Here is a 23759-nt window from a genome sequence, read left to right on the forward strand (position 1 = left end):
CAAAATTGAAGTTATTAATGAATAAAATACTAATTGCCAATAGGGGTGAAATTGCTTTAAGAATTATGCGCTCTGCCCGTGAAATGGGTATAAAAACCGTCGCAGTATTTTCAGATGCTGATCGAAACGCCTTGCATGTTAGATACGCTGATGAATCGGTACATATAGGCCCGGCCGCTTCAAATCAATCTTATTTAGTAATTGAAAAAATTATAAACGCGGCATTAAGTACCGGGGCTGATGGTATTCATCCGGGTTATGGTTTTTTATCAGAAAACGCTGAATTTGCCAGAAAGGTTAAACAGGCAGGAATAACTTTAATAGGCCCTTCTCCCGAATCAATGGAAATGATGGGAGACAAGCTTTCGGCTAAGGCTGCCGCTAAAAAATTTAATATTCCGTTGGTTCCGGGTAGTGATGGTGCCATTGTCGATGAAGCTGAAGCGAAAAGAATTGCTCAGGAAATTGGTTTTCCAATTTTGATCAAGGCTTCGGCAGGTGGTGGCGGAAAGGGTATGCGTGTGGTTGAACATGCGGATGAACTGGAAGAGCAAATGCACAGGGCCATCAGTGAAGCAAAATCAGCTTTTGGGGATGGGTCGGTGTTTATTGAACGTTATGTAGCTTCTCCCCGCCATATCGAATTTCAAATATTAGGTGATACACATGGCAATATTGTCCATTTGTTTGAGCGCGAATGCTCGGTTCAGCGTCGCCATCAAAAAGTAATAGAAGAAGCGCCATCGGCAATTCTTACCCCTGAGATCCGTGAAAAAATGGGGCAGTGTGCTATTGATGTGGCAAAGGCTTGTAATTATGTAGGTGCGGGAACGGTTGAGTTTATTCTTGATGAAAAGCTGAACTTTTACTTCCTCGAAATGAATACTCGTTTACAGGTGGAGCACCCGGTTACCGAAATGGTTACAGGAATTGATTTAGTGAAAGAGCAGATCAAAGTGGCCCGCGGTGAGGCCTTAAGCTTTAAACAGGAGGATCTTAAAATTAATGGTCATGCTATTGAGTTGCGTGTTTATGCTGAGGACCCGAATAATAACTTCTTGCCAGATATAGGTAAGTTGAAAAAGTATAAACTTCCCCAAGGACCGGGTGTAAGGGTTGATGATGGATTTGAGCAAGGAATGGATATACCTATCTATTACGATCCGATGATTGCCAAACTTATTACGCATGGGGAGAATCGTAAAGAGGCGATTGAAAGAATGATCAGAGCCATTCAGGATTACCGCATTTCAGGGATTGAAACTACCCTTGCTTTTGGCCGCTTTGTTTTACAACACGAAGCTTTTACCTCTGGTTCATTTGATACGCATTTTGTAAAGAAATATTTCAACGGCAAACTCGAAGAAGAATATTTGGAGGATGAAGCTGAAATAGCGGCTTTACTAGCGGTAAGGACCATTGAAAGCCGTAAAAGACAAATGGCGTCAATTAACGAAACAAAAGAAGGTTACAGCAGTTGGAGAATGAGGAGCAGGATTTAGTGAGATAGCTCATTTAATATCTTAACTGTCAATTTCATCGAAGAATAGCTTAATGAGATGATGGTTTTCAAATTCTCAAATTTTCAAATTCTCAAATTAAAATATTGTGTTTACAGGAATTATTGAAACCCTTGGAGTAGTAAAGCAAATTAAAAATGAAGGCTCCAATATTCACTTTACCATTGAATCTTCAATTTCGAATGAGCTAAAAATTGATCAGAGTGTGGCGCACAACGGAGTTTGCTTAACAGTGGTGGCCCAAACCGAAAATACACATACCGTAACTGCAATTGACGAAACGCTAAAGAAAAGTAATTTAGGAGATTGGAAAATTGGCTCGAAAGTTAACCTTGAACGTTGCATGCAATTAAATGGTCGATTAGACGGGCATATTGTGCAAGGACATGTTGATCAAACTGCAGCTTGTACAACGGTTGAAAGTAAAGAAGGCAGCTGGGAATTTACGTTTGAGTACAATACAGATAACGGAAATGTAACTGTTGAAAAAGGATCAATCACCGTAAATGGAACCAGTTTAACGGTGGTGAATTCAAGAGAGGGTAAATTTTCTGTAGCCATAATTCCTTATACATTCGAACACACTAATTTTCATGAAATTAAGCCGGGTACGGTGGTAAACCTGGAGTTCGATATTATTGGAAAATACGTTGCTCGTTTGCTGGGTAAAAGCTAATTTTCAGTCTATAGTTTTTATTATTATCAGTAACTAAAAGTAATAGTAGTTTATTAAAAAGCAATTGGCTGCATTCCAGTAAGAATGCAGCCAATTTTTTTTATTTTAATTGTAATTTACGTTTGGCTATGAAACATATTTTATCATTTTTGCATCCGCCCATTAAAGATTAAACCAGTACGATAAATGAGGGGAAAGATTTACCAAACTATTCTTTTTATAGCCTTAGGAAGCCTTTGTGCTTGCACAGGAAAAAGTGACAAACAAAATAAAACGCCATTAGTAACTCGTTCTTGCGCTGAAACGTTTGAGCTTGATCCAAAAGACATTCCGGAAATTAAAGAAAAGATTCATGCCGAGAAAAAAGCCTGGCAGCTTGATACCATTTTTGCAAAGAAAGTAAAGCGCGAGGGCTTTAATGGAAATGTGTTAGTGGCCCAGCATGGGGTGGTTGTTTACCGTAAAAAATTTGGCTATGCTTCATTCGACCGGAAAATGAAGGATACCCTGAAATACGATTCAAAATTCCAGCTGGCCTCCATGTCTAAAACATTTACTGCCATGGCAGTTCTTAAATTGTATGAAGCCGGTAAAATTAAGCTCGACGATAGTGTTCAAAAGTTTATTCCTGATTTTCCTTACCACGGTATAAATATCCAGATGCTGCTTTGTCACCGTAGCGGATTGCCATATTACGCTTATGCGTTTGATGACAGTGTTCGTAAGGTAAGGACGCCACCTGATAATAATCAAATATTAAAATGGTTTGCCCAGTCTAAACCCAAACCATACAACCGACCGAACCGCTCTTTCGCTTATAATAACAGCAATTACATGGTGCTTGCTTCAATTGTTGAGCGTGTAAGCGGTCTGTCTTTCGATCAGTTTTTGAAGAAGAATATTTTCGATCCGCTTGGAATGAAAAATACCTATCTGTCGACCACAAAAAATGATTCCATCAATTTAAATCGAACAATGGGGTATGAAGGCAGAAGGAAAATTCAAACCGATTATTATGATTTTGTAATAGGCGATAAGGGGATTTATTCAACTGTTGATGACTTACTCCGTTGGTATAAGGCACTTAACTCTGATTGTTTCCTGAGCAAGAAAACGATGAAAGAGGCTTGGGAACCACGCAGTTTTGAGCGAAAAGGCTTAAAAAACTATGGTTATGGTTTCAGGATGATGCTGAGGGATGTTGATAGTAAAAAGGCCCGTTATGTATATCATAATGGATGGTGGAAAGGCTACAGCACGTTATTTTGGTTCAACCCGCATGACGATTACGTAGTAATTATTTTGGGTAACCGTAAAAATGGAACGGTTTATCGAGTTAAAAGCGTTTTGCAGGTAATGGAAGAAGATGCCAATGCCGGCGAAATGGAAGATGAACTAACCGATTAAAGGAAGTACGATATTAGAAGTTAGATTTTAGATTACTTTATTCGTAATTCTAAAATCTAACTTCTTACTTTATTAGAACCATTGCTGGTTGATATTACCTAAATAAGTGGTTCTGTCGGTAGAGCCAATGCCGAATAATAACTTTATCTCAGCTCCGATATTTGGATAAAGGTTTTTGCCATCAATATCTTCAACATTGATCCATTCAACGCTAAGTGCCGAAGTGTGAATAGCGTTTAATTCTGGAGTTCCTGCTAAAATCTTTCCTGAAAAAATATGGTGTACAACGACTTCCTGTTTTTCGGTTCGATGTGTTTCAGCCACAAACAATAGATCATCTATTTCAACCGACAAGCTCAGCTCTTCCTGCAGTTCGCGTTTAACGGCTTCTTGTAAACTTTCTCCAATTTCCGGATTGCCTCCCGGTAAGCCATAAACTTCGGTGTCACTGTAAATATATTTCATCAATAGAACCGAATCATTGTTTAACAGCACAACAGACGGTCGGATTTTGTGTTTCATTTATTCTAATTGGTTTGTTTTCAGTTGCTCAGGCGTAAAGATAAAATCTATTAGTATTGATGCCTAGTTTGTAACATCAAAATTAATGCTTAAAAGTTATTCCCGGTAGTTGTTGTTAAACCAAGCCATGGCTATATCGGCTTCCAGACCGTTTACTCCCATTACTCTATTTTCGAATCGGCCTTCAATTCTAAAACCCAGTTTTTCATAAAATTTGATAGCCTGTGTGTTGCTTTCGCGTGCAAAGAGTTCAATTCTCAGAATATCCGAATGGTTTTCTTCTACCTCTTCAATCAGCGTTGAAAACAGATGACGGCCAATACCCTGGCCTTGAAACTCAGGATCAACAACGATCGTTAATTCGCTTAATACATGAGCAAATATTTTGATCTTTGGTTTGTAACAATGAATCTCACCAATTAATTCTCCTGCTTTTGTGGGATGATCAACCAACAAAATAATGCCTTCCTCGGTTGCCTTTCTTACAAAAGCCGCAACGTATTCATTGGTTATTTCTTCAATTATGCGCGCAATTCCACCTTCATTTTGGGCCACCTTTTGGTATAATTTCAAAATGGCCGGTTTATCGGCAACAGTTGCTTTTCTTAATTTGAGCATCAGCTTTTCAATTTTCTATTTCAGAAGTAAAAGATGGCTTATTTTATTGAATTATTTCAATGATTTAGAAAATAACCATGAAAGCAGATCTGGTTCAACAAAAGCATTATCCCAGCTGTTATGCTCAACTTCCGGATACTCCGTATATTTTACATTGGCGCCATAATCTTGTAATGATTTATACATGGTTCTTGAAAAATCGGCTGGAACAACCGGGTCTTTAGCTCCATGAAAGATCCAAATGGCCGTTTTTTTTGCATATTTTTTAGCGGTTTCGGCATTGGCGCCTCCACAAATAGGAATGGCAGCCGCAAATGTTTTTGGGTTACGCCATAAAAGCTCAAAAGTGGCCATGCCTCCCATTGAAAGCCCCATTACGTAAATCCGTTTGGTGTCTACTTTTTTCTTCGCAGTGAAATCTTTTACCAAACCTTGTACTAAAGCCAAAGGCCTAGTTGGCTCTCCGTCTGATTGAAAATGAAACTCTCTTTTTCCATCGCTAAAATCGAACTTGACATTGGCCCAAAAGCTGTTTTCAGGACATTGAGGGAATATTACGATGGCCGGATACTGTTTTCTTATCGAATCATTTAAAAACAATTTGCTACCATGTACCAATTGCTTTTCATTGTCGTTGCCCCTTTCTCCTGCTCCATGCATAAATAATACTAAAGGATATTTTTTTTCAGGATCATAGTTCTCAGGAAACAGAATGCGGTAATTTAGGGTGTCATTATTTTTAATAAATGTTTGTTTCTGATATAAACTCAGGTCTTGTGCAGCCACATGATTGAAGACCAAATTCAGACTTAAGAATGTTATTAATAATCTGATGATAATTTTGTTTGACATGGGTTAAAGTTGCTTAAAATGAGTCTCTAAGGTAAGTGATTGATTTTCTTATTTCAAGTGTAAAATAGGCAGATTGTTTCAATAAGAAATCATTTTTTGCTTTTGAATCTGTCAGTCTTAACTTAGAGATCAATATTTAAACAGCTGCTTTAAGACTAAAGGACGGATGGAGGCATTCAGTGATGGGGTACTCGCAATTATTATTACCATCATGGTATTGGAGATTAAAGTTCCTCATACCCATGAATTGTCAGCGTTAAAATCACTAATTCCGGTATTACTGAGTTATATCTTGAGCTTTATTTACATTGGCATTTACTGGAATAATCATCACCACATGTTACATGCTACCACCCGGATAAACGGAAGCATATTGTGGGCAAATTTGCACCTGTTGTTTTGGTTATCTCTTGTGCCTTTTGTAACCGGATGGATGGGGGAGAACCACTTTGCAAGTATTACAATGGTGTTTTATGGTATTGTACTGTTGATGGCAGGTATTGCTTATGTTATTTTACAAAACCTGATCATTGCAAAAAATGGGAAAGATTCAACTCTTTCGAGAGCAGTTGGCAATGATTGGAAAGGAAAAATATCACCGGTTTTATATATTCTTGGCATAGCCTCAGCTTTTATACATGAAGCTTTATCGGGTATGTTTTATATTTTGGTAGCCATCATCTGGCTAATTCCTGATAAAAGAATTGAAAAAGTGGTAGAGGATTAAAGAGTCTTCAGTCAGCAGTTTGCAGTCCCAAGTCTTTCGACTGCAAACTGCTGACGGAATACTTATATCGCTTTGCCCTTCATAGCAGTGGCAATGGCTATATCCATCACTCGTTCGGCAAATGGGCGGGTGTATTCGTTTAGCTCATCAATTTTGGCTAAGATTTCATCTTTAGTTCCTGTTGGCAAGCTGTTTTTTAACTCTTCCACCAGTTCAAGGGTTTTAGCACGTTCATCATGGCTCAAAAGCTGTCCATTGTTTTTGATAAAACGATCAACGGTGTACAGCATTTGTTCTCCTTCAGTGCGGGCTTCAATGATCATTCGCTGAGCCACATCTTCTTTTGCATGAGAAACCGAATCGAGTAACATTTTTTCAACTTCAGCATCCGTTAAGCCATATGATGGTTTAATTTCCACCTCCTGTTTTACTCCTGATCGCAATTCAATTGCCTGAACCGTTAGAATACCATCGGCATTCAACAAAAAGTTAATGTCAACTTTAGGGAAACCTGCAGGCATAGCTGGGATGCCTTTCAATTCAAATTCTCCAAGCTTACGGTTGTCTTTTATTAGATCGCGCTCACCCTGGAAAACGGAAATTTTCATATTTACCTGTCCGTCGATTGCGGTGGTATACTGACGGCCTGCTTTGGTTGGTACTTTTGAGTTACGTGGAATAATTACATCCATCAATCCACCCATGGTTTCAACTCCAAGCGAGAGCGGAGTTACATCCAGTAATAAAATATCTTTACGGTTTCCGGCTAAAATATCGGCTTGGATAGCAGCGCCAAGGGCAACTACTTCATCCGGGTTTAAAGTATCATTTACTTCTTTTCCGAAGAAATTGGCCACCGAATTCTTTACCAATGGGGTGCGGGTTGAACCACCCACCATTACGATCGAATCAATATCTGTTACAGTTAAACCGGCATCAGCTAATGCATTTTTGCAAGAAGCAATGGTATGGTTAACCTTAGGTTGTATTAAGCCTTCAAAAGTAGATTTATCAATACTGCAATCAATTCCTTGCACTTCACCCTCAAATGTTGAATGAGAACTCAGGTGTTTTTTGGCAGCTTCGGCCTTTAAACGTAAAGCCTGACGGATCTCTTTGTACTGCTTAAGCTCATCATTGGTCAGTCCGCTGCGGCTAATCCAAAACTCAATAATTGCCCTGTCGAAATCATCACCACCCAAAAATGTGTCGCCGTTGGTAGCTAAAACTTCAAAAATGCCATTTTGAATCCTTAGGATGGAGATATCAAAAGTTCCTCCGCCAAGGTCGTAAACAGCAATTGTCTTTTCTTCCTCAGGATTTAAACCGATTCCATAGGCTAAACTTGCCGCTGTTGGCTCGTTTACAATACGAAGCACGTCTAAGCCGGCCAGTTTACCTGCATCGCGAGTTGCCTGACGTTGAGAATCATTGAAATAAGCAGGAACGGTAATTACGGCACGGTTAACAGGCGTTTTTAACGCATGTTCGGCGCGGGCCTTTAATTCTTTTAAGATCATTGCCGACAACTCGATCGGTGAATAGAATTTATCTTCTACCTTAACCTTTACAAGTGTGTCATTATCGTCGTCAACAATTTTATAGGAAAAGAAATTCTGATAGTGCTCAATATCTTTATAGGAACGGCCTAATAAACGTTTAACCGAGAAAATAGTATGCTCCGGGTCTTCAATTAAATGCTCTTTTGCATCAGTACCAACAATGGCATCTCCGTTTTTATTCAGGTTGATAATGGAAGGAACTAAAACGCCTTTGCCGGCATCATTGATCACCTGCGGATGTTTTTCTGGGTTGATAAACGCTACCAGCGAATTGGTTGTTCCTAAATCAATACCAACAATTATATCTTCTTTTTGCAATGAACCTGTTGCCAGGTTGATGGAAATTTTTGCCATTTTATCTCAACTGTTCGTTAGCGGCTGTTAAGCAGGTATCGTTGTTTCAGGTGCCTGCAAATTGTCATTAACGGGTTACTTTTTAAAGAACCGCAAAGATAAGGAATAGTTTGGTGTAGCTTAGAATTGATAAAAATAAACTTAAGCGGTTTAAATGCTAAAAAAGTGAAGGGGATGAGTAATTTTGCGGCCGATTAACTTTAATGAATGGATCAAATTAAGATAGCTATTGTGGGTTGGGGTTCTGTTTCGGCATTGGGTGCCGAAAAAAAAGATATCTGGACTAACTATTTAACTCCTCAACACTGTTTTTCCCGAAAGGAATTTCCAATGGGAAATGAATGGGTGGCGGTGCTTGATAAAAAATCAGCTCAATTGGTCGCAAGTGTTGCGGAAGAGAATCCAAAATACCGGCAACTGGATCCAACCGCCTGGTATGCAATGGTGGCTTCACGAATTGCAGTAGAGCAAGCGGGTTGGCAAAATGATGATTCTATAGGAATAAATCTTGGGTCATCTCGCGGTGCCACAGAAGCTTTTGAAAAATACCATACACAATTTATTGATTCGGGCGAGCAAAACACCGATACACTTTCGTCGCCAACAACCACCTTGGGCAATATTGCCAGTTGGGTAGGAGTGGACCTGGGCTCACATGGACCACAAATCTCTCATTCAATAACCTGTTCTACCGCACTTCACGCAATTTTAAACGCAGTGGCCTGGCTTAAATCAGGGTTGTCGGATAAATTTTTGGCAGGTGGTTCCGAAGCGCCATTAACACCTTTTACTCTTGCGCAAATGAAAGCGTTAAAGGTATACGCCAACGGAATTACAGATTTCCCTTGCCAGTCGATGAATTTGTTGAAAACCCGAAATTCGATGATTTTGGGTGAAGGGGCTGCCGTTTTTGCATTACAGCGGGAGGCAGAAAGCGCCCTTGCTTATATTACCGGAATAGGGTATGGCACAGAGATCATAAAGCATGGCGCCTCAATTTCAGAAAACGCAACCTGTCAGCAACAGGCTATGCGCATGGCCATTAAGAGTCATGATCCGGAAAGCATCGATGCAATCGTACTTCATTCTCCCGGAACAGTAAAGGGTGATGAATCAGAGATAAAAGCCATAGAAGCTGTTTTTGGAAATTATAAACCCTTACTTACTTCAAACAAATGGAAAATCGGACATACCTTTGGAGCATCCGGTTCTTTGAGCATGGAAATGGCTATACTAATGCTTCAGCATAATCAGTTTATCCAACCACCTTATTTGCCGCAGCAGGAGATTAAAAAGCCTTTGAAGAAAATTTTGGTAAATGCTGTGGGTTTTGGAGGAAACGCGGTAAGTATTTTAATAGAAAGATGAAAGTGAAAAGATTATACTTTTCACTTCCATCTCTTTAATTATTGAAATTATACGCAATTGCAGCGCATAATTGGGTTATAATCTAAAAATTCAATTTTAGGAGCCAGGTAACCTTCTTTTATCGGCTCTTCCTTCATTAGGTCGGTACTTAAATACTTCTTGTTACTGTCGGAGAAGATAGTAACCACGTCGGCATTACTACCCATCTCATTTTGCAGTTTTACAGCGCCAATAAAATTAGCTCCCGAAGATATACCTACTGCTAAACCTAATTGTCTTGATAGTTTTTGAGCAATCAGAATAGAATCACCGTCTGAGGCCTGGATAACAGGGTCTAATTGATCAAGTTTTACAATTGCAGGAATAAATTCATCTGAAATGCCTTGGATACGGTGAGCACCCACTTTGTAACCGGTGGTTAATGTTGGCGATTCTGCTGGTTCCAGCGGGTGAATTTTAATACTTGGATGGATAGACCGCAAATAGCTTCCTACTCCCATAACAGTACCTCCGGTTCCAACGCCGGCAACAAACGCATCCGGAACCAGGTCAATATGTTTCAGCTGATTCCAAATCTCAATGCCGGTAGATCTTGCATGTGCTTCTGCATTGTATTGATTAGAAAATTGGCAGGGTAAAAATACATTAGGGTTTTCGGCAGCAAGTTTTTCCGAAAGGGCAATACTTCCCAGGAATCCCCCTTCTTCTTTACTTATTAAAACGATTTCGGCACCAAGGCTTCGGATAATATCAATTCGCTCTTTGCTTAGCCAATTAGGCATTATAATTTTAACCGGATGCCCTAAAGCACGACCAATGGCTGCAAATGCAATCCCTGTGTTACCGCTGGTGGCTTCAATAATTACATCATTAGGTTTGATCTTTTTCTGGCGATAGGCTTGTTCTAAAATAAACAAGGCCATTCTGTCTTTAATGCTTCCAGTGAGATTGTAGTGCTCACATTTTACGTAAATCTTTCTTTTTTCTCCCTCGTAAGAGTATAAGATCTCCAACATCGGTGTATTTCCTACCAAATGTTTAAGATGCTTAAATTTTAATTCCAATTCGGGACTTAATGTTTGTTTTGATTCCAGAACTATCATAAAGGTTTATTTGGTTTAGATTCGATGCGAAGTAAAATATTTTTTCTTGAAAAAAATAATATTTCTTCAATGTAACTACTTGGTTACTAAAGCCATATGGTCGATTTTCATATTGTTTTTCCAGGAGATTAAAAATGATTTTAAGCAGGTTTTTTATTTTTTTTGGGGAGATTCTGGTTTAAGAATTTGTGATTCCTTTCTTTCATTTAAATGACAATTTCTCTGGGTAAGAAGCAGCAATTGCGAGATATTTCCGCAGAAAATGCTAAATTATATAGATTAATTCGGGATAAGTATTCCGCGAAACATGATTTAACATGAAGAAGGTATTCATAAAGATAGCCTGTTCATTTTTCATTATTTTATTATCGGCTATCATTGCTTGTAACCCCAGAAATAAAACTCCTTCCAACGAAAGTATACTTGACCTAAATCTTAAACAAGGAGAGATCGCCGTTTGTGGCCCGGCTGATAAACAGTTTGGTTTAGTTGGATTTGGTACTTCCTGTTCACCAAAAGTTCAAAAAGACTTTGATCTGGCTATGGCGCTGCTGCATTCCTTCGAGTATGATGAAGCTGAAAAGGTTTTTGCAAAAGTTATTGAAATGGAACCTGACTGCGGTATGGCCTATTGGGGTGTGGCCATGAGTAACTATCACCCACTATGGACTCCTCCCACGCTTCTTGAACTTGAAAAAGGCACAAAAGCAATTCTGATTGCCCGTTCAATAAAACAAATGTCCAAACGCGAATCGGCTTATATTGATGCAATTGCAGGATTTTACGAGGATTGGGAAAAGGTAGATCATCATGCCCGCAGTGTGCGATTCGAAAAAGGAATGGAAAAAGTTTATAGGGACTTTCCGGAAGATAACGAGGCAGCTATATTTTATGCATTGTCGCTTGTTGCTTCCGCTTCCCCTGCTGATAAATCCTTTAAAAATCAAAAGTTGGCCGGTTCCCTTTTAAAAGACCTTTATTCTAAACAGCCTAATCATCCCGGTATTGTGCATTATATTATTCATGCTTATGATTATCCCCAACTGGCTGCATTGGCATTACCGGCCGCAAAGGAATATTCTTCTATCGCCCCTTCTTCTGCTCATGCTCTTCATATGCCTTCACATATATTTATAAGGCTGGGGTTATGGCAAGAAAGTATCAATTCAAATTTAGCTTCTATTTCATCGGCCCAATGTTACGCGGAACAAATGAAAATGAAAGGCCATTGGGATGAAGAAGTGCATGGGCTTGACTATCTGGTGTATGCTTACCTTCAAAAAGGGGAGAATATTCATGCGAAAAGCTATTGCGATTATTTGGATTCCATTAAGGAGGTTGAACCGGTTAATTTTAAAGTTGCCTATGCCTTTGCTGCCGTTCCTTCTCGGTATGTCTTGGAAAATCAACTTTGGGATGATGCTGCCAATTTGAAAGTTTGGGAGGGTTTCCCCTGGAAAGGTTACCCATGGCAAAGGGCAATTATACATTTCACACGCTTGCTGGGCTCTGTTCATACAGGCCAGCTTAATGCAGCCAGAATAGAATTGAAGACGCTTTATTCATTACATGATACGCTTGAAAATCAAAAAGATGTTTATAAAGCTGATCAGGTATTAATACAAATTAAGGCATCTCAAGCCTGGTTGTTGCTTAAAGAAGGTAAACAAGAAGACGCATTGAAAATGATGCGCACTGCAGCGGATATGGAAAGCAAAACGCAAAAGCATCCAGTTACGCCAGGGGAAGTGTTGCCGGCAAGTGAATTATTGGGAGATATGTTATTGGAAATTAACAGACCCACTGAAGCGTTACAGGCTTATGAGGTTGATTTAAAACAGCATCCTAAACGGTTTAATGGGCTATATGGAGCAGGACAGTCCGCTAAACAATCCAATGAAATTGACAAAGCCGCATACTATTTTCAACAATTAATTGCCATTGCTCCAAATTCAAATCGGGACGAACTAAAAGTTGCTAAAGCCTTTCTGGAAAAGAATAAATTGGGAATATGAAAAAAGCCGGTGGTTTGTAGTTCCACCGGCTTTCGATATTAATTTCTTTCGAACATCAGGCGTTGGCCTTTTTGATGATGATCTAATTCACCGTTATTATAAACAAGTTTTCCGCTTACAATGGTGTGCGTTACTTTCGATTTAAATTCTTGTCCTTCAAATGGTGACCAGCCACATTTGTAAAGAATATTTTGTTTAGAAACGGTCCATGGAGAATTAAGGTCAAGCAAAGTAAGGTCAGCCCAATATCCTTCACGGATGAATCCACGTTTTTCAATTTGAAAGCAAATAGCTACGTTATGTGCCATTTTCTCTACTATTTTTTCAAGTGAAATTTTACCCTGATGATAGAATTCGAGCATGGCAGTTAAGGCATGTTGTACCAAAGGTCCGCCTGAAGGAGCTTTTGAGTAAGCTTGTCCTTTTTCTTCGATGGTATGCGGCGCATGATCGGTTGCGATTACATCAATGCGATCGTTCAATAAAGCTTCAAAAATTTGCGAGCGGTCGGCTTCCGTCTTTACCGCAGGGTTCCATTTAATATAGTTTCCTTTCGAAGCATAATCCTTATCGCTGAACCAAAGATGATGCACACAGGCCTCTGCAGTAATCTTTTTGTCTTTTAAAGGTATGGTATTGTCGAACAGTTGTGTTTCCACACCAGTTGAAATATGTAAAATATGCAAACGCGTATTGTGTTTTTTAGCCAGTTCCACTGCTTTGCTCGATGATATATAACAGGCTTCAGCATTTCGGATTAAGGGATGCATTTCAGCAGTCAAGCCTTCCTCGCCATATTTTGCCTTGAACAATTCCAGGTTATGGCGAATAGTTGCCTCATCTTCACAATGCGTTGCCACTAACATTGGCACTTTCGAAAATATACCTTCCAGTGTTTTCTCGTTATCAACCAGCATATTGCCGGTTGATGAACCCATAAATACTTTTACCCCGCAAACATCTTTCGGATTTGTTTTTAAAACCTCTGCCAAATTATCATTGCCGGCACCCATAAAAAAAGAATAGTTGGCAAATGAGTTTCGGGAAGCGGTTTGATATTTTTCTTCGAGTAAAGCCTGGGTGAGGGTATTGGGAACCGTATTTGGCATTTCCATAAATGAAGTGATCCCACCTGCAACTGCTGCTGCTGATTCAGAAGCGATATTGGCTTTGTGCGTTAGGCCCGGCTCGCGAAAATGTACCTGGTCATCAATACATCCCGGTAACAGGTATTTCCCTTCTGCATTTATTTCAATATCGCCAGGGCGGTTGATCGAACTGTCAATTTTCTCAATAAAACCATTGTTTATGAAAACATCGGCGTTAAACTGTACACCTTCGTTTACCAATGTGGCATTTTTTATAAGGATAGAACTCATTTTTTGTATTGAAATTTCGAGATGTGCAAAGGTGCGAATTTTGAGCGTTTTATAGTGTTTTTTGATTACTAAAAACATGCTGTTAAATTATAAGAACAAAATCTACCTAATGGAACATTTACTTATTGAAGAGAACATTGCTTCTAAGATTTATTTTTTTAGAGGCTATAAGGTTATGCTTGACAGCGATTTGGCCGGGCTATATGGTGTTACCACCAAACGATTAAACGAACAAGTAAAACGAAATTTATTTCGATTTCCTGCCGATTTTATGTTCCAGCTTACTGAAGAAGAGTATGAGGAATATCTTTTAAGGTCGCAATTTGCGACCTTAAAGACAGCACCTTTAAGGTCACAATTTGTGACCTCAAGTTCAGGAAGAGGGAAACATCGCAAATATCTGCCTTATGTGTTTACAGAACACGGCGCTGTAATGCTAGCCAGCGTTTTAAATAGTCCGGTAGCAATTGAAGCTAGTATTTTGGTGGTAAGAGCATTTGTTAGGCTGAGGAATTTATTGGAATCAAATAAAGAACTGACTCAGAAACTATTGGAGCTCGAACGATCAACGAAAGATCGGTTCGATGAGCAATCGAGTCAAATTGATCGTTTATTTAAGGCGCTTAAACAATTGATAAACCGACCGGGTGAACCCCGGAAACAGATCGGGTATAAGCCGGAAGGATAATTAATCTATTGGAAGGATGGCTTAACCGATAACTCCTAAGCCTCAATTGTTAAATAAATGCTAATTTTGCGGCATGTCCAAAACATTTGAGGATTTTCAGTTTAACCGCCAAATTCTGAACGCCATTGAAGAGGCGGGTTATACTTCTCCCACATTAATTCAGCAAAAAGCCATTACACCTATTTTATCGGGTAACGATTTAATGGGCATTGCGCAAACCGGTACCGGTAAAACGGCGGCTTATGTATTGCCAATGGTGATGAAGCTAAAATACGCCCAAGGGCAAAATCCACGTGCATTAATTTTAGTGCCTACCCGTGAGCTGGCCTTGCAAGTATTAGAGGCTACGCAGGCACTGGCAAAATATACCGACTTAAGGATCACTGCCATCTTTGGCGGACTTGGTCCGAAGACTCAAATTGAAACGATAAAATCAGGGGTAGATGTAATTATTGCAACTCCTGGTCGCTTTATGGAAATCTACCTGAAAGAGGAGTTGATCGTAAAGCAGCTAAATTATTTTGTGATTGATGAAGCTGATAAAATGATGGATATGGGCTTTCTGCCTCAGATCCATAAGATATTGGAGATCATTCCGCGTAAGCGTCAAAATTTATTGTTTTCGGCAACCATGCACCAACGGGTTGAAACTCTCGCCGGTGATTTTCTGAAATTTCCGGTAAAGGTAGAAGTTACTCAACAAGCAACACCTGCCGAAACGGTTTCACAAGCCTTGTATTATGTTCCCAATCTGAAAAGTAAGATCAACTTAATGATGCACTTACTTAAAGATGAGGAGGATATCAGTAAATTGATCGTATTTACCAAGACGAAGACCACAGCCGATAATATTGCCAAATACCTGGTACGTAGGTTCGGCGAAGAACAGGTTCGTGTGATCCATGCCAATAAAGGTCAAAATTCGCGGATCAATGCGATCAATCAATTTAAGAATGATGATATCCGCATTTTAGTAGCTACTGATGTGGCTGCACGAGGATTGGATGTTTCGGATGTGAGTCACGTGATCAACTTTGATGTACCTTTGATTTACGAGGATTATGTGCATAGGATTGGTCGGACGGGTAGGGCCAACAAAACAGGTGATGCAATTACCTTTTGCAACGAAGCAGAAAAGTTTCATATCGAAAAAATTCAGAAATTGATCCGTCAGCAAATTCCTGTCATAGAAATACCGCAGGGCGTTTTTGTGGAAGAAACGGCCTATGATGAGCGTCAGGCTATGGCCCGCGAAATTGACGAGCAGAAACGCAAAGCCGATCCGGATTTTAAAGGAGCATTTCACGAGAAGAAAAATCCATTTGCAAAGAAAGCGGAAAAAACAAAAAAGGATCAAAAACGTAGTTATGTAGATCCGAAAAGTAAAGAAGCCCGTTTCGGCCCGAAAGACAAGAACAAAGGCAAAAGAAGATAAAAGTTACTTAGGGTAATTTCGAATTACACAACTAATTAGTGCAATTCGTATAATCCGAGTAATTAGTGTTTTAAAAGTTTAGAACAATTAGAATAATTCGTGCAATTAGTGTTATAACAAATGAAAAAAGCAGAAATTAAATTAAGCATTGAGCTTGATGACCAAAATATTCCTGAAAAAATTACCTGGGAGTCAACTGATTCTGAAAAGAAAGACGCTGTTCCTTCTAAGGCTTTTATGTTGTCAATTTGGGATCATAACTATCAAAATACCTTAAAAATTGACTTGTGGACGAAGGAAATGCCAGTAGATGAAATGAAACGTTTCTTCTACGAAACCTTAATGACCATGGGCGATACGTTTCAGCGGGCTACAGGTGAAACTGCCATTGTAGAAGATTTGCGTGATTATTGTGCGCACTTTGCTGAAAAAATGGAAATTACCCGTCCGGAATAATTACTTATAAAAGCAATGGCTATACATATTCTCTCAGTATAGCCATTGTTTCCTGTTGCTTTTTGCAAAAAAAACAGATCAGGTAAGTAAAAATGAAAAATCAGCTATTGAACCTATCTCTCTTGTTTCTTCGTTTCTTTTAAAGATCCTTACCGTTTTACCGCCTTCAAATCGAATCGAATTGTTTTCAAAATAAAACATGCATCCTTCTCGTAATCCTGCTACATATCGGTTCGGATTTGCCGCAATATATTCCAGTAGCCGTTGCTCACGCGTTTCTCCGGCATGACTATCCGGGTGACTATCTAAATAATGCGGGTTAATTTGAAAAGGGATCAGGTTTAATGCATTGAATGATTGCGGTTGAACAATGGGCATATCATTGGTAGTACAAATGGTTGGGCAGGTAACGTTTGTGCCCGCGCTCCAGCCAATATAGGGTGTATCGTTAAGAACCTTTTGCCTGATAGCATCCATTAACTCCAAATCTTGCATGCTTTTCAGTAAATGAAAAGTGTTTCCACCGCCAATAACAATAGCCTGTGCATTATTTACAGCGTTTATTGGTGAATTAAATGTGTGAATGGAATTGACCTTTACATTAAATTCTGAAAAGCGTTCTGCCACTTTTGCCTCGTACTCATCATATGAAAAAGTTACCGCCGCAAACGGAATAAACAGAACTTCTGTAACGCTGTATTTTGCTAAAAAATCAGCGATATATTGTTTTGGATATTCTAAGTAATTTTCACCGGCATTGGTTGAGTTACTTAATAAAAGAAGATTTATCATAAGGTTTATTAAAAAGAGTTCTTAAAGTTCTTAAGCTTTCCGACTAACAGGTCGAGCATTTCATCAGTAAAATCTAAATGGGTGACGAAACGTATCATTTGTTTACCAGGTGAAGCGCAAAGGATATTTTGCTCCTTCATTTTTTGAATGAAGACAGCCTCTGAAATAGCATCTGTTAGTTCAAAAATTACAATATTGGTTTCAACCGGAACAACGGTTTTTACATAATGGCAATGCTTTAACGTTTCTTCAATTATTTTAGCTCGTTTATGATCATCAGCCAAACGATCTATATGATTGTCTATGGCATAAATGCCTGCTGCAGCCAAATAACCGGCCTGTCGCCAGCCTCCACCCAATACTTTACGAACGCGTTTGGCCTTTTGGATAAAGGGTTTGGTACCCAGCAAAACAGAACCAACCGGCGTTCCCAAGCCTTTGGAGAAGCATACCGAAATACCATCAAAGTAACTTCCAACTTCGCCCGCAGAATAACCTTTGGCAACTATCGCGTTAAAGATCCTTGCACCATCTAAGTGCAGATAAAGCCCCTCCTCTTTACAAACCTTGGCGATAGATTCTATCTCTGCCAGTTCCCAGCATCTTCCCCCACCTCTGTTTGCCGTGTTTTCAATAACCACCAAACTGCTGGTAGGGTTATGGATATCATTTTTATTGATGTTAGCTATTAATTGATCGGCAGTGAAAACACCTCTGTTTCCGGTAATGGTACGTGTAGAAGCAGAAGAGTTGAAGGCAATTCCTCCACCTTCATAATAATAAACGTGGGCACCTTCATCGCAAATCACTTCCTCTAATGGTTGGGTGAAACATTTAATGGCAATTTGATTGGTCATGGTTCCGGAGGCGCAAAAAAGGGCAGCTTCTTTGCCAAATAATGCAGCAGTTTTGGCCTCCAACTCTTTTACCGTGGGGTCTTCTCCGTATACGTCATCTCCAACCCGGGCGTTAAACATAGCCTCAAGCATAAACCGGGTAGGCTTGGTAAGTGTATCACTTCTTAAATCTATTATCATGGTAAAATTGAAAGGCTAAATATCATAATTATTTAGTTTGAAAAGCTTTCCGGAAATCAATGATAACTGAAAATTACCGCAGCTGATTTTCAGTATTTTAATTTTTTTCAAAGTATTGTGTGGTATTTGTTAATGCTTATATTGCTGCCCTATTAGTTAAGTTTTAGTACCAATTATAAGGCGATGTTTGATAATGAAGATGATGACTTTGAGTTCGAGTCGGGAGATTTCGACCCAGATGCTTATCGACGGGAACAGGAGAGAATACAAAATTTACCAGTTTATAAAAAGGCCGTTGAGGTAGCTGAAATAACAAGAGCTATTTGTGGATCGATAGATCCGGAAAAAGATTTAATGGAGGTGAGCGAACAGATGCTGACGAATGCATATATGTTAGGTGCCAAGATCGCTGCTGCAGAAGGAGGTGATTTGTATACGCTGAGAATGGAGAATGCAGTGATCATTAAAATTCATGCCCGCGAACTGATGTCGCAAACTACTTTATGTAAAATGGAAGAGTTGGCCGACGAAAAATACCTGCAGCTTTTATGGGAGGAGATTGACAGTTTCAGACGGTTATTTGTTAACTGGGTGACTGATTTTGATCGAAATAATGATATACAAGACGAGTGGGGCCTTTTTTACTAAATTCTACATGTTTCTAGTATTCTGATAATCAGTTTTTTGTGCTAAAATATTGTTTACATAAAATGATTTTGATCAATTTTTATACGTGCACTTACGCTGATATTTGAAGTGTAAAAACTGCAATCGTTGTGAGCTATGAAAGGATAGTTAGTTAGTAGTTAGTTAGTTTTAGTTTAGATGATTGTTGATTGTAGTTGCGCACAGATACAGTGTTGTTTGATTGTTGATTTATGAGTATCTGTTGGAGTGCATGAGGTAGGTGAAGTATAATAAATTGGTTAATAGAATAAGTAAACCGTACCAAAATGCTTTAAAGGACTAAGCGTAAACCGTGCAGGTTGTATCAGCTATTTTTAATTTTTTCCTTTCGTTGATGCCGGTTCGCTTTGTTCTTTTTTCATTTTTAAAATCCCTCTCTTTTTTCTGTTCCATTTCAGTTTTGTTTTGATCTGTTAAATCGATAAAGGTATATCGGTTGATTGTTTGATGTAGTTGATATTCAAGTTGATATATTTAAAATCGATTTAATAATTGATTTTAATCAATTTTTAAATGAAAACTTACCCTGATATTTGCAGTGTTAAAACTATAATCGCTGTGTGGTTGATCGGGTAGATAAGTGAGGCTGGTTTAAGGTGTTGATAAGATTGTAGTTAGCGGCAGATAATGTGTTGTTGAGAAAGCATGTGGTAAGTGCAGGGCAACAGGTGATAGAAATTAAACCTTACCAAATGTTTTAAAGGGCTTAGCGTAAACCTGGCAGGTTGTATCAGTTGTTTTTAATTTTTCCTTTCGTTGATGCCGGTTCGCTTTGTTCTTTTTCCCTTTTTAAATCCTTCTCTTTTTCTAATCCATTTCCTTTTTGTTTTGATCTGTTAAGTCGATGAGTGTTTGTTGATTCTATGTTTTATGTAATTGATATTCAGGGGTATATTTTTTAAAAAAATAGCCATATATATTGATTCAGATCAATTTTTAAATGGGTACGTACCCTGATATTTGCAGTGTTAAAACTACGATTGTTGTGTGGTTGAGCAGGTAGATTGGTGATATTAGTTTGAGTCGTTGATAAAATTGTAGTTGCCGGCAGATAAAGGTGTTGTTGAGTGTTCTTTTAGATGTCTGTCGGAGTGCATGAGGTAGGTTCGGAGGCTGATTAACTGGTTGATAGAATTAAACCTTACCAAAATGCTTTAAAGAACAATAGCGTAAACCGTGCAGGTTGTAGAAGTGTGTTTCGAATTTTTTCTTTCGTTGATGCCGGTCCGCTTTGTTCTTTTTTCTTACTTACTTATACATTCCTTTGAAATCCTATTCTCTTTTGTTTTCCATCTAAAGCTTTTTTAAAGGATCTATTGGCTAAATGCCAACTATTTAGCTATTAAACCTTAAGTTTGTATAATTCAATATGGAGTTGAATGACCAATCAATAGTGATCCCTTCACCTGAAACTACAGTTTAACTCCACTGAGCAAAATCTGCATTATTTACGCTCCTCAAGGTATTCTAGTAAATACCCAGCAATGCTACATATGATTGTGTCCTGGACTCACATACAGTGTTGTGGTCAAAAAGTACTATCTAATTTTAAAGTTATGAGAACTAAAACATTCTTGCTCAGTATTGTTGCAATGGTAGCAGCATGGAGTGTTAAAGCACAAAGTAATCCTACGACAGTAAGTAAAGGTTATTACAGTATTGGTGATAATTACAAAAGATTAAGTGTGCCTTCAATAATTACATTTAATAAACAACCCCAAACAGCAGAAAAAGGCTTTTATGCGGTTGAAAATAACGCAATACAGGTAAATAGAGCGGTAGCTAAGCCTGCCACTAAAAAAATGGCGGTTCAAAAAGGTTATTACAGTATTGGAAATAATGCTGATAAACTGCAATAAACAACAATTAAACCAAGAAAAAATCCCCGCTAAATATACTTTAACGGGGATTTTTGTTTTTTTGAGAGATTCAGTTAACCTTAATTGGCAATTACCGGTTTAACCTCTTCCTTGATCGTCATATCAAATGGATGGTCGACTTTTTCCTTTAACAAAGCAAAATCAATTACCTCCTTCATTTCGCTAACGTAATGGAATTTCATGTCCTTGATATAATCAGGATTGATCTCTTCCACATCCTTACGGTTCGTCTTACACATGATCACCTCTTTAATTCCGGCACGTTTGGCGGCCAGGATTTTTTCCTTTATTCCACCAACCGGCAGCACTTTACCGCGCAAGGTAATTTCGCCTGTCATTGCCAGTTGCGAGCGTACTTTTTGCTGTGTAAAGGCGGATGAAAGTGAGGTTAACATGGTAATACCCGCAGAAGGACCGTCTTTGGGAACGGCTCCGGCAGGTACGTGTACATGAACGTCCCACAAATCGAATAAGCGAGGATCTATACCGAATTTCTTACCATTAGCACGTAAATAAGCCAAGGCGATCACTGCTGATTCCTTCATCACGTCACCTAAGCTACCGGTTAGGGTTAGTTTACCTTTACCCGGGCTAATACTGGTTTCGATAAACAAAATATCACCACCTACTTGTGTCCAGGCAAGGCCCGTAACCACTCCGGCAACACTGTTATCTTCGTATTCGTCCTTATCAAAAATAGAAGGACCCAGGATTTTTTCAACGTCTTTTTCTGTAAGCGTTGTGTTATATTCTTCTTCTAAAGCCACACTTTTAGCCACTCCGCGCACCAATGTAGCTACCTTTTTCTCCAACGAACGTACTCCCGACTCACGGGTATAATCCTCAATTAATTTTTCAATTATCGACGATTTAACCGTTACATCTTTGGGTTTAAGTCCATGGGCCTCCAATTGTTTAGGAACAAGGTATTTCTTAGCGATTTGAACCTTTTCCTCAACTGTATAGCCATTTACCTCAATAATTTCCATACGGTCGCGTAGGGCTGGATGAATAGAACCTAACGAGTTGGCGGTTGCAATGAACATTACATTAGATAAATCGAAATCAAGCTCAACGTAATGATCATAGAAAGCATTGTTCTGCTCCGGATCTAAAACCTCGAGTAGGGCAGAAGAAGGGTCTCCGCGGAAATCATTGCCAACCTTATCGATCTCATCTAATACAAATACAGGATTAGCTGATTTGGCTTTTTTCAACGACTGGATCACACGACCCGGCATAGCCCCAATATAGGTTTTACGGTGCCCGCGAATTTCTGCTTCATCTCTAACACCACCTAAAGCCATACGAACATATTTACGCCCTACCGCTTTCGCAATTGATTTACCTAAAGAGGTTTTACCAACACCCGGAGGGCCAACAAGGCATAGGATAGGCGCTTTCATGTCGTGTTTTAATTTTAACACGGCAATATATTCGAGAATACGGTCTTTAACTTTTTCTAAGCCGAAATGATCTTTGTCCAGGATCTTTTTCGCTCTTTTCAGGTCGAAATTGTCTTTGGTGTAATCATTCCAGGGTAAATCAAGCAACAGTTCCAAATAATTGGTAATAACCGAATATTCAGCTGCAGCCGGATTCATACGAGCCAGTTTTTCCAGTTCCTTACCGAAATGCTCACTCACTTCTTTGCTCCATTTTTTCTTTTGGGCACGCTCACGCAAGTTTTGCACTTCCAAATCAGGCGTATTACCTCCAAGCTCTTCCTGAATGGTTTTCAGTTGCTGATGCAGGAAATACTCACGCTGTTGCTTGTCGAGGTCAACACGTACTTTACTTTGTATCTGGTTTTTCAACTCCAGCATTTGCAATTCTTTTGTCAAATGCTCCAGCACCATTTCGGCACGTTTATTTATTGTGGTTTCTTCTAGTAAAGCTTGCTTCTCGCCAACTTCGGCGTTCATATTTGAACAAATGAAATTTATCAAAAACGAAGGACTTTCAATGTTCTTGATCGCGAAGGCTGCCTCCGAAGGAATATTAGGAGAGTTTTGGATAATTTGAGTGGAAAGCTCTTTCAACGAACTGATCAATGCCTTGAACTCTTTATCATCAGATGCCTTAGGTTCTTCAAACAACTTGATATTTGCCTTAAAATATGGCTCCGACTGGATCATTTCTCCCATTGTAAACCTGCGTTTACCTTGAATAATAACAGTGGTGTTACCATCAGGCATTTGCAAGGTTTTAATAATATAGGCAACGGTCCCAATAGTGTTCAGGTCATCAGGAGTAGGATCTTCTACCCCTACATTTTTTTGCGAAACAACCCCAATAATTTTATCGGATTTATAAGCTTCTTTTATCAGCTTAATAGATTTGTCCCTTCCAACGGTAATTGGGATAACAACTCCGGGAAACAAAACCGTATTACGTAAAGGTAAAATCGGAAGAACCTCCGGTAATTCCTCACGGTTCATTTCCTCCTCATCTTCGGGAGTCATCAAAGGGAAAAATTCGGTTTCTTCGGTTATCATAGATTCTACTCTTCTGTTTATATCAAACGGATCAAATATGCTCATGTAATTCCTTTTCTTCTTGATCAAACTATTACAGGTAATAACCATTGAAGCGGGTCAATGTGTCAGTGTTTAGGTAATATATTTGAGGGTGACATTAGTGTCAAGACTTATGCCAGTACAAAAATAGACTTTGTTTAT

General features: G+C 39.0%; 20 protein-coding genes. 11 read left to right on the forward strand and 9 right to left on the reverse strand.

Going from position 1 to position 23759, the window contains the following annotated elements:
- The first annotated feature begins 17 nt into the window (after positions 1–17).
- From accC to C3K47_RS16575, 3 genes are all read left to right on the forward strand, one after another.
- The gene (gene accC / locus C3K47_RS16565) at positions 18–1502 is read left to right on the forward strand and encodes an acetyl-CoA carboxylase biotin carboxylase subunit (protein ID WP_103790279.1); all 1485 of its coding nucleotides are present in this window, start codon (positions 18–20) and stop codon (positions 1500–1502) included.
- Between the two features lie 106 nt (positions 1503–1608).
- Complete coding sequence (locus C3K47_RS16570) at positions 1609–2196, forward strand: riboflavin synthase (protein ID WP_103790280.1); 588 nt, start codon at positions 1609–1611, stop codon at positions 2194–2196.
- Between the two features lie 186 nt (positions 2197–2382).
- Positions 2383–3603, forward strand: a complete 1221-nt coding sequence (locus C3K47_RS16575; protein ID WP_103790281.1) for a serine hydrolase domain-containing protein — start codon at positions 2383–2385, stop codon at positions 3601–3603.
- Between the two features lie 72 nt (positions 3604–3675).
- On the opposite strand, the gene C3K47_RS16580 is transcribed toward C3K47_RS16575, so the two are convergent.
- The 3 genes from C3K47_RS16580 to C3K47_RS16590 all read right to left on the reverse strand — a co-directional run bounded on the left by C3K47_RS16580 (position 3676) and on the right by C3K47_RS16590 (position 5595).
- Positions 3676–4125: an NUDIX domain-containing protein gene (locus C3K47_RS16580; protein WP_103790282.1), complete on the reverse strand. Its 450-nt coding sequence runs from the start codon at positions 4123–4125 to the stop codon at positions 3676–3678.
- Between the two features lie 96 nt (positions 4126–4221).
- Positions 4222–4743 carry a GNAT family N-acetyltransferase gene (locus C3K47_RS16585; RefSeq protein ID WP_103790283.1) on the reverse strand — a complete coding sequence of 174 codons (522 nt, stop codon included), beginning with the start codon at positions 4741–4743 and terminating at the stop codon, positions 4222–4224.
- Between the two features lie 51 nt (positions 4744–4794).
- Positions 4795–5595: a carboxylesterase family protein gene (locus tag C3K47_RS16590; protein WP_103790284.1), complete on the reverse strand. Its 801-nt coding sequence runs from the start codon at positions 5593–5595 to the stop codon at positions 4795–4797.
- A 166-nt stretch (positions 5596–5761) separates the two neighbouring features.
- On the opposite strand from C3K47_RS16590, the gene C3K47_RS16595 reads away from it, so the two are divergent.
- Positions 5762–6322 carry a TMEM175 family protein gene (locus tag C3K47_RS16595; protein ID WP_103790285.1) on the forward strand — a complete coding sequence of 187 codons (561 nt, stop codon included), beginning with the start codon at positions 5762–5764 and terminating at the stop codon, positions 6320–6322.
- A gap of 62 nt (positions 6323–6384) precedes the next feature.
- Here C3K47_RS16595 and hscA read toward each other — a convergent pair whose 3' ends face one another.
- Positions 6385–8238, reverse strand: coding sequence for a Fe-S protein assembly chaperone HscA (gene hscA / locus C3K47_RS16600; protein ID WP_103790286.1), 1854 nt, complete (start codon positions 8236–8238; stop codon positions 6385–6387).
- 207 nt (positions 8239–8445) lie between these two features.
- On the opposite strand from hscA, the gene C3K47_RS16605 reads away from it, so the two are divergent.
- Positions 8446–9606: a beta-ketoacyl synthase N-terminal-like domain-containing protein gene (locus C3K47_RS16605; RefSeq protein WP_103790287.1), complete on the forward strand. Its 1161-nt coding sequence runs from the start codon at positions 8446–8448 to the stop codon at positions 9604–9606.
- A gap of 47 nt (positions 9607–9653) precedes the next feature.
- On the opposite strand, the gene C3K47_RS16610 is transcribed toward C3K47_RS16605, so the two are convergent.
- Entirely contained in the window at positions 9654–10709 is a 1056-nt protein-coding gene (locus C3K47_RS16610; protein ID WP_103790288.1) for a PLP-dependent cysteine synthase family protein, read from the reverse strand.
- Positions 10710–11026: 317 nt separating this feature from the next.
- Here C3K47_RS16610 and C3K47_RS16615 point away from each other — a divergent pair, with 317 nt between their 5' ends.
- Complete coding sequence (locus tag C3K47_RS16615; RefSeq protein ID WP_103790289.1) at positions 11027–12724, forward strand: tetratricopeptide repeat protein; 1698 nt, start codon at positions 11027–11029, stop codon at positions 12722–12724.
- A 38-nt stretch (positions 12725–12762) separates the two neighbouring features.
- Here the strand turns inward: C3K47_RS16615 and C3K47_RS16620 are convergent, their stop codons facing one another.
- Complete coding sequence (locus C3K47_RS16620) at positions 12763–14103, reverse strand: dihydroorotase (RefSeq protein WP_103790316.1); 1341 nt, start codon at positions 14101–14103, stop codon at positions 12763–12765.
- 109 nt (positions 14104–14212) lie between these two features.
- On the opposite strand from C3K47_RS16620, the gene C3K47_RS16625 reads away from it, so the two are divergent.
- From C3K47_RS16625 to gldC, 3 genes are all read left to right on the forward strand, one after another.
- Positions 14213–14791 carry an ORF6N domain-containing protein gene (locus C3K47_RS16625; RefSeq protein ID WP_103790317.1) on the forward strand — a complete coding sequence of 193 codons (579 nt, stop codon included), beginning with the start codon at positions 14213–14215 and terminating at the stop codon, positions 14789–14791.
- 73 nt (positions 14792–14864) lie between these two features.
- Complete coding sequence (locus C3K47_RS16630) at positions 14865–16226, forward strand: DEAD/DEAH box helicase (RefSeq protein WP_103790290.1); 1362 nt, start codon at positions 14865–14867, stop codon at positions 16224–16226.
- Between the two features lie 120 nt (positions 16227–16346).
- Positions 16347–16682: a gliding motility protein GldC gene (gene gldC / locus C3K47_RS16635; protein WP_103790291.1), complete on the forward strand. Its 336-nt coding sequence runs from the start codon at positions 16347–16349 to the stop codon at positions 16680–16682.
- A gap of 78 nt (positions 16683–16760) precedes the next feature.
- Here the strand turns inward: gldC and pepE are convergent, their stop codons facing one another.
- Together pepE and C3K47_RS16645 are read right to left on the reverse strand one after the other, a co-directional pair.
- Positions 16761–17474, reverse strand: a complete 714-nt coding sequence (gene pepE, locus C3K47_RS16640) for a dipeptidase PepE (RefSeq protein WP_207765317.1) — start codon at positions 17472–17474, stop codon at positions 16761–16763.
- 8 nt (positions 17475–17482) lie between these two features.
- Positions 17483–18511 (reverse strand): threonine aldolase family protein, encoded by a 1029-nt coding sequence (locus tag C3K47_RS16645; RefSeq protein ID WP_103790292.1) that lies wholly within the window; start codon positions 18509–18511, stop codon positions 17483–17485.
- A 183-nt stretch (positions 18512–18694) separates the two neighbouring features.
- On the opposite strand from C3K47_RS16645, the gene C3K47_RS16650 reads away from it, so the two are divergent.
- Positions 18695–19159 carry a four helix bundle protein gene (locus C3K47_RS16650; protein ID WP_103790293.1) on the forward strand — a complete coding sequence of 155 codons (465 nt, stop codon included), beginning with the start codon at positions 18695–18697 and terminating at the stop codon, positions 19157–19159.
- Between the two features lie 1595 nt (positions 19160–20754).
- The gene (locus C3K47_RS16655; RefSeq protein WP_103790294.1) at positions 20755–21057 is read left to right on the forward strand and encodes a hypothetical protein; all 303 of its coding nucleotides are present in this window, start codon (positions 20755–20757) and stop codon (positions 21055–21057) included.
- An 80-nt stretch (positions 21058–21137) separates the two neighbouring features.
- Here the strand turns inward: C3K47_RS16655 and lon are convergent, their stop codons facing one another.
- Entirely contained in the window at positions 21138–23621 is a 2484-nt protein-coding gene (lon, locus tag C3K47_RS16660) for an endopeptidase La (RefSeq protein WP_103790295.1), read from the reverse strand.
- Between the last annotated feature and the right edge of the window lie 138 nt (positions 23622–23759).

Origin of the sequence: Solitalea longa, assembly GCF_002920915.1 — a bacterium.
GTDB classification, from domain to species: Bacteria; Bacteroidota; Bacteroidia; order Sphingobacteriales; family Sphingobacteriaceae; genus Solitalea; species Solitalea longa.

What these genes read in the sequence shown, in the direction of transcription:
- gldC (WP_103790291.1), top strand. Translation starts at nt 16,347, where the DNA reads ATGAAAAAAGCAGAAATTAAATTAAGCATTGAGCTTGATGACCAAAAT.
- C3K47_RS16645 (WP_103790292.1), bottom strand. Translation starts at nt 18,511, where the DNA reads ATGATAATAGATTTAAGAAGTGATACACTTACCAAGCCTACCCGGTTT.
- C3K47_RS16655 (WP_103790294.1), top strand. Translation starts at nt 20,755, where the DNA reads ATGAGAACTAAAACATTCTTGCTCAGTATTGTTGCAATGGTAGCAGCA.
- pepE (WP_207765317.1), bottom strand. Translation starts at nt 17,474, where the DNA reads ATGATAAATCTTCTTTTATTAAGTAACTCAACCAATGCCGGTGAAAAT.
- C3K47_RS16595 (WP_103790285.1), top strand. Translation starts at nt 5,762, where the DNA reads ATGGAGGCATTCAGTGATGGGGTACTCGCAATTATTATTACCATCATG.
- C3K47_RS16610 (WP_103790288.1), bottom strand. Translation starts at nt 10,709, where the DNA reads ATGATAGTTCTGGAATCAAAACAAACATTAAGTCCCGAATTGGAATTA.
- C3K47_RS16585 (WP_103790283.1), bottom strand. Translation starts at nt 4,743, where the DNA reads ATGCTCAAATTAAGAAAAGCAACTGTTGCCGATAAACCGGCCATTTTG.
- lon (WP_103790295.1), bottom strand. Translation starts at nt 23,621, where the DNA reads ATGAGCATATTTGATCCGTTTGATATAAACAGAAGAGTAGAATCTATG.
- hscA (WP_103790286.1), bottom strand. Translation starts at nt 8,238, where the DNA reads ATGGCAAAAATTTCCATCAACCTGGCAACAGGTTCATTGCAAAAAGAA.
- C3K47_RS16590 (WP_103790284.1), bottom strand. Translation starts at nt 5,595, where the DNA reads ATGTCAAACAAAATTATCATCAGATTATTAATAACATTCTTAAGTCTG.
- accC (WP_103790279.1), top strand. Translation starts at nt 18, where the DNA reads ATGAATAAAATACTAATTGCCAATAGGGGTGAAATTGCTTTAAGAATT.
- C3K47_RS16580 (WP_103790282.1), bottom strand. Translation starts at nt 4,125, where the DNA reads ATGAAACACAAAATCCGACCGTCTGTTGTGCTGTTAAACAATGATTCG.
- C3K47_RS16615 (WP_103790289.1), top strand. Translation starts at nt 11,027, where the DNA reads ATGAAGAAGGTATTCATAAAGATAGCCTGTTCATTTTTCATTATTTTA.
- C3K47_RS16650 (WP_103790293.1), top strand. Translation starts at nt 18,695, where the DNA reads ATGTTTGATAATGAAGATGATGACTTTGAGTTCGAGTCGGGAGATTTC.
- C3K47_RS16630 (WP_103790290.1), top strand. Translation starts at nt 14,865, where the DNA reads ATGTCCAAAACATTTGAGGATTTTCAGTTTAACCGCCAAATTCTGAAC.
- C3K47_RS16605 (WP_103790287.1), top strand. Translation starts at nt 8,446, where the DNA reads ATGGATCAAATTAAGATAGCTATTGTGGGTTGGGGTTCTGTTTCGGCA.
- C3K47_RS16575 (WP_103790281.1), top strand. Translation starts at nt 2,383, where the DNA reads ATGAGGGGAAAGATTTACCAAACTATTCTTTTTATAGCCTTAGGAAGC.
- C3K47_RS16620 (WP_103790316.1), bottom strand. Translation starts at nt 14,103, where the DNA reads ATGAGTTCTATCCTTATAAAAAATGCCACATTGGTAAACGAAGGTGTA.
- C3K47_RS16625 (WP_103790317.1), top strand. Translation starts at nt 14,213, where the DNA reads ATGGAACATTTACTTATTGAAGAGAACATTGCTTCTAAGATTTATTTT.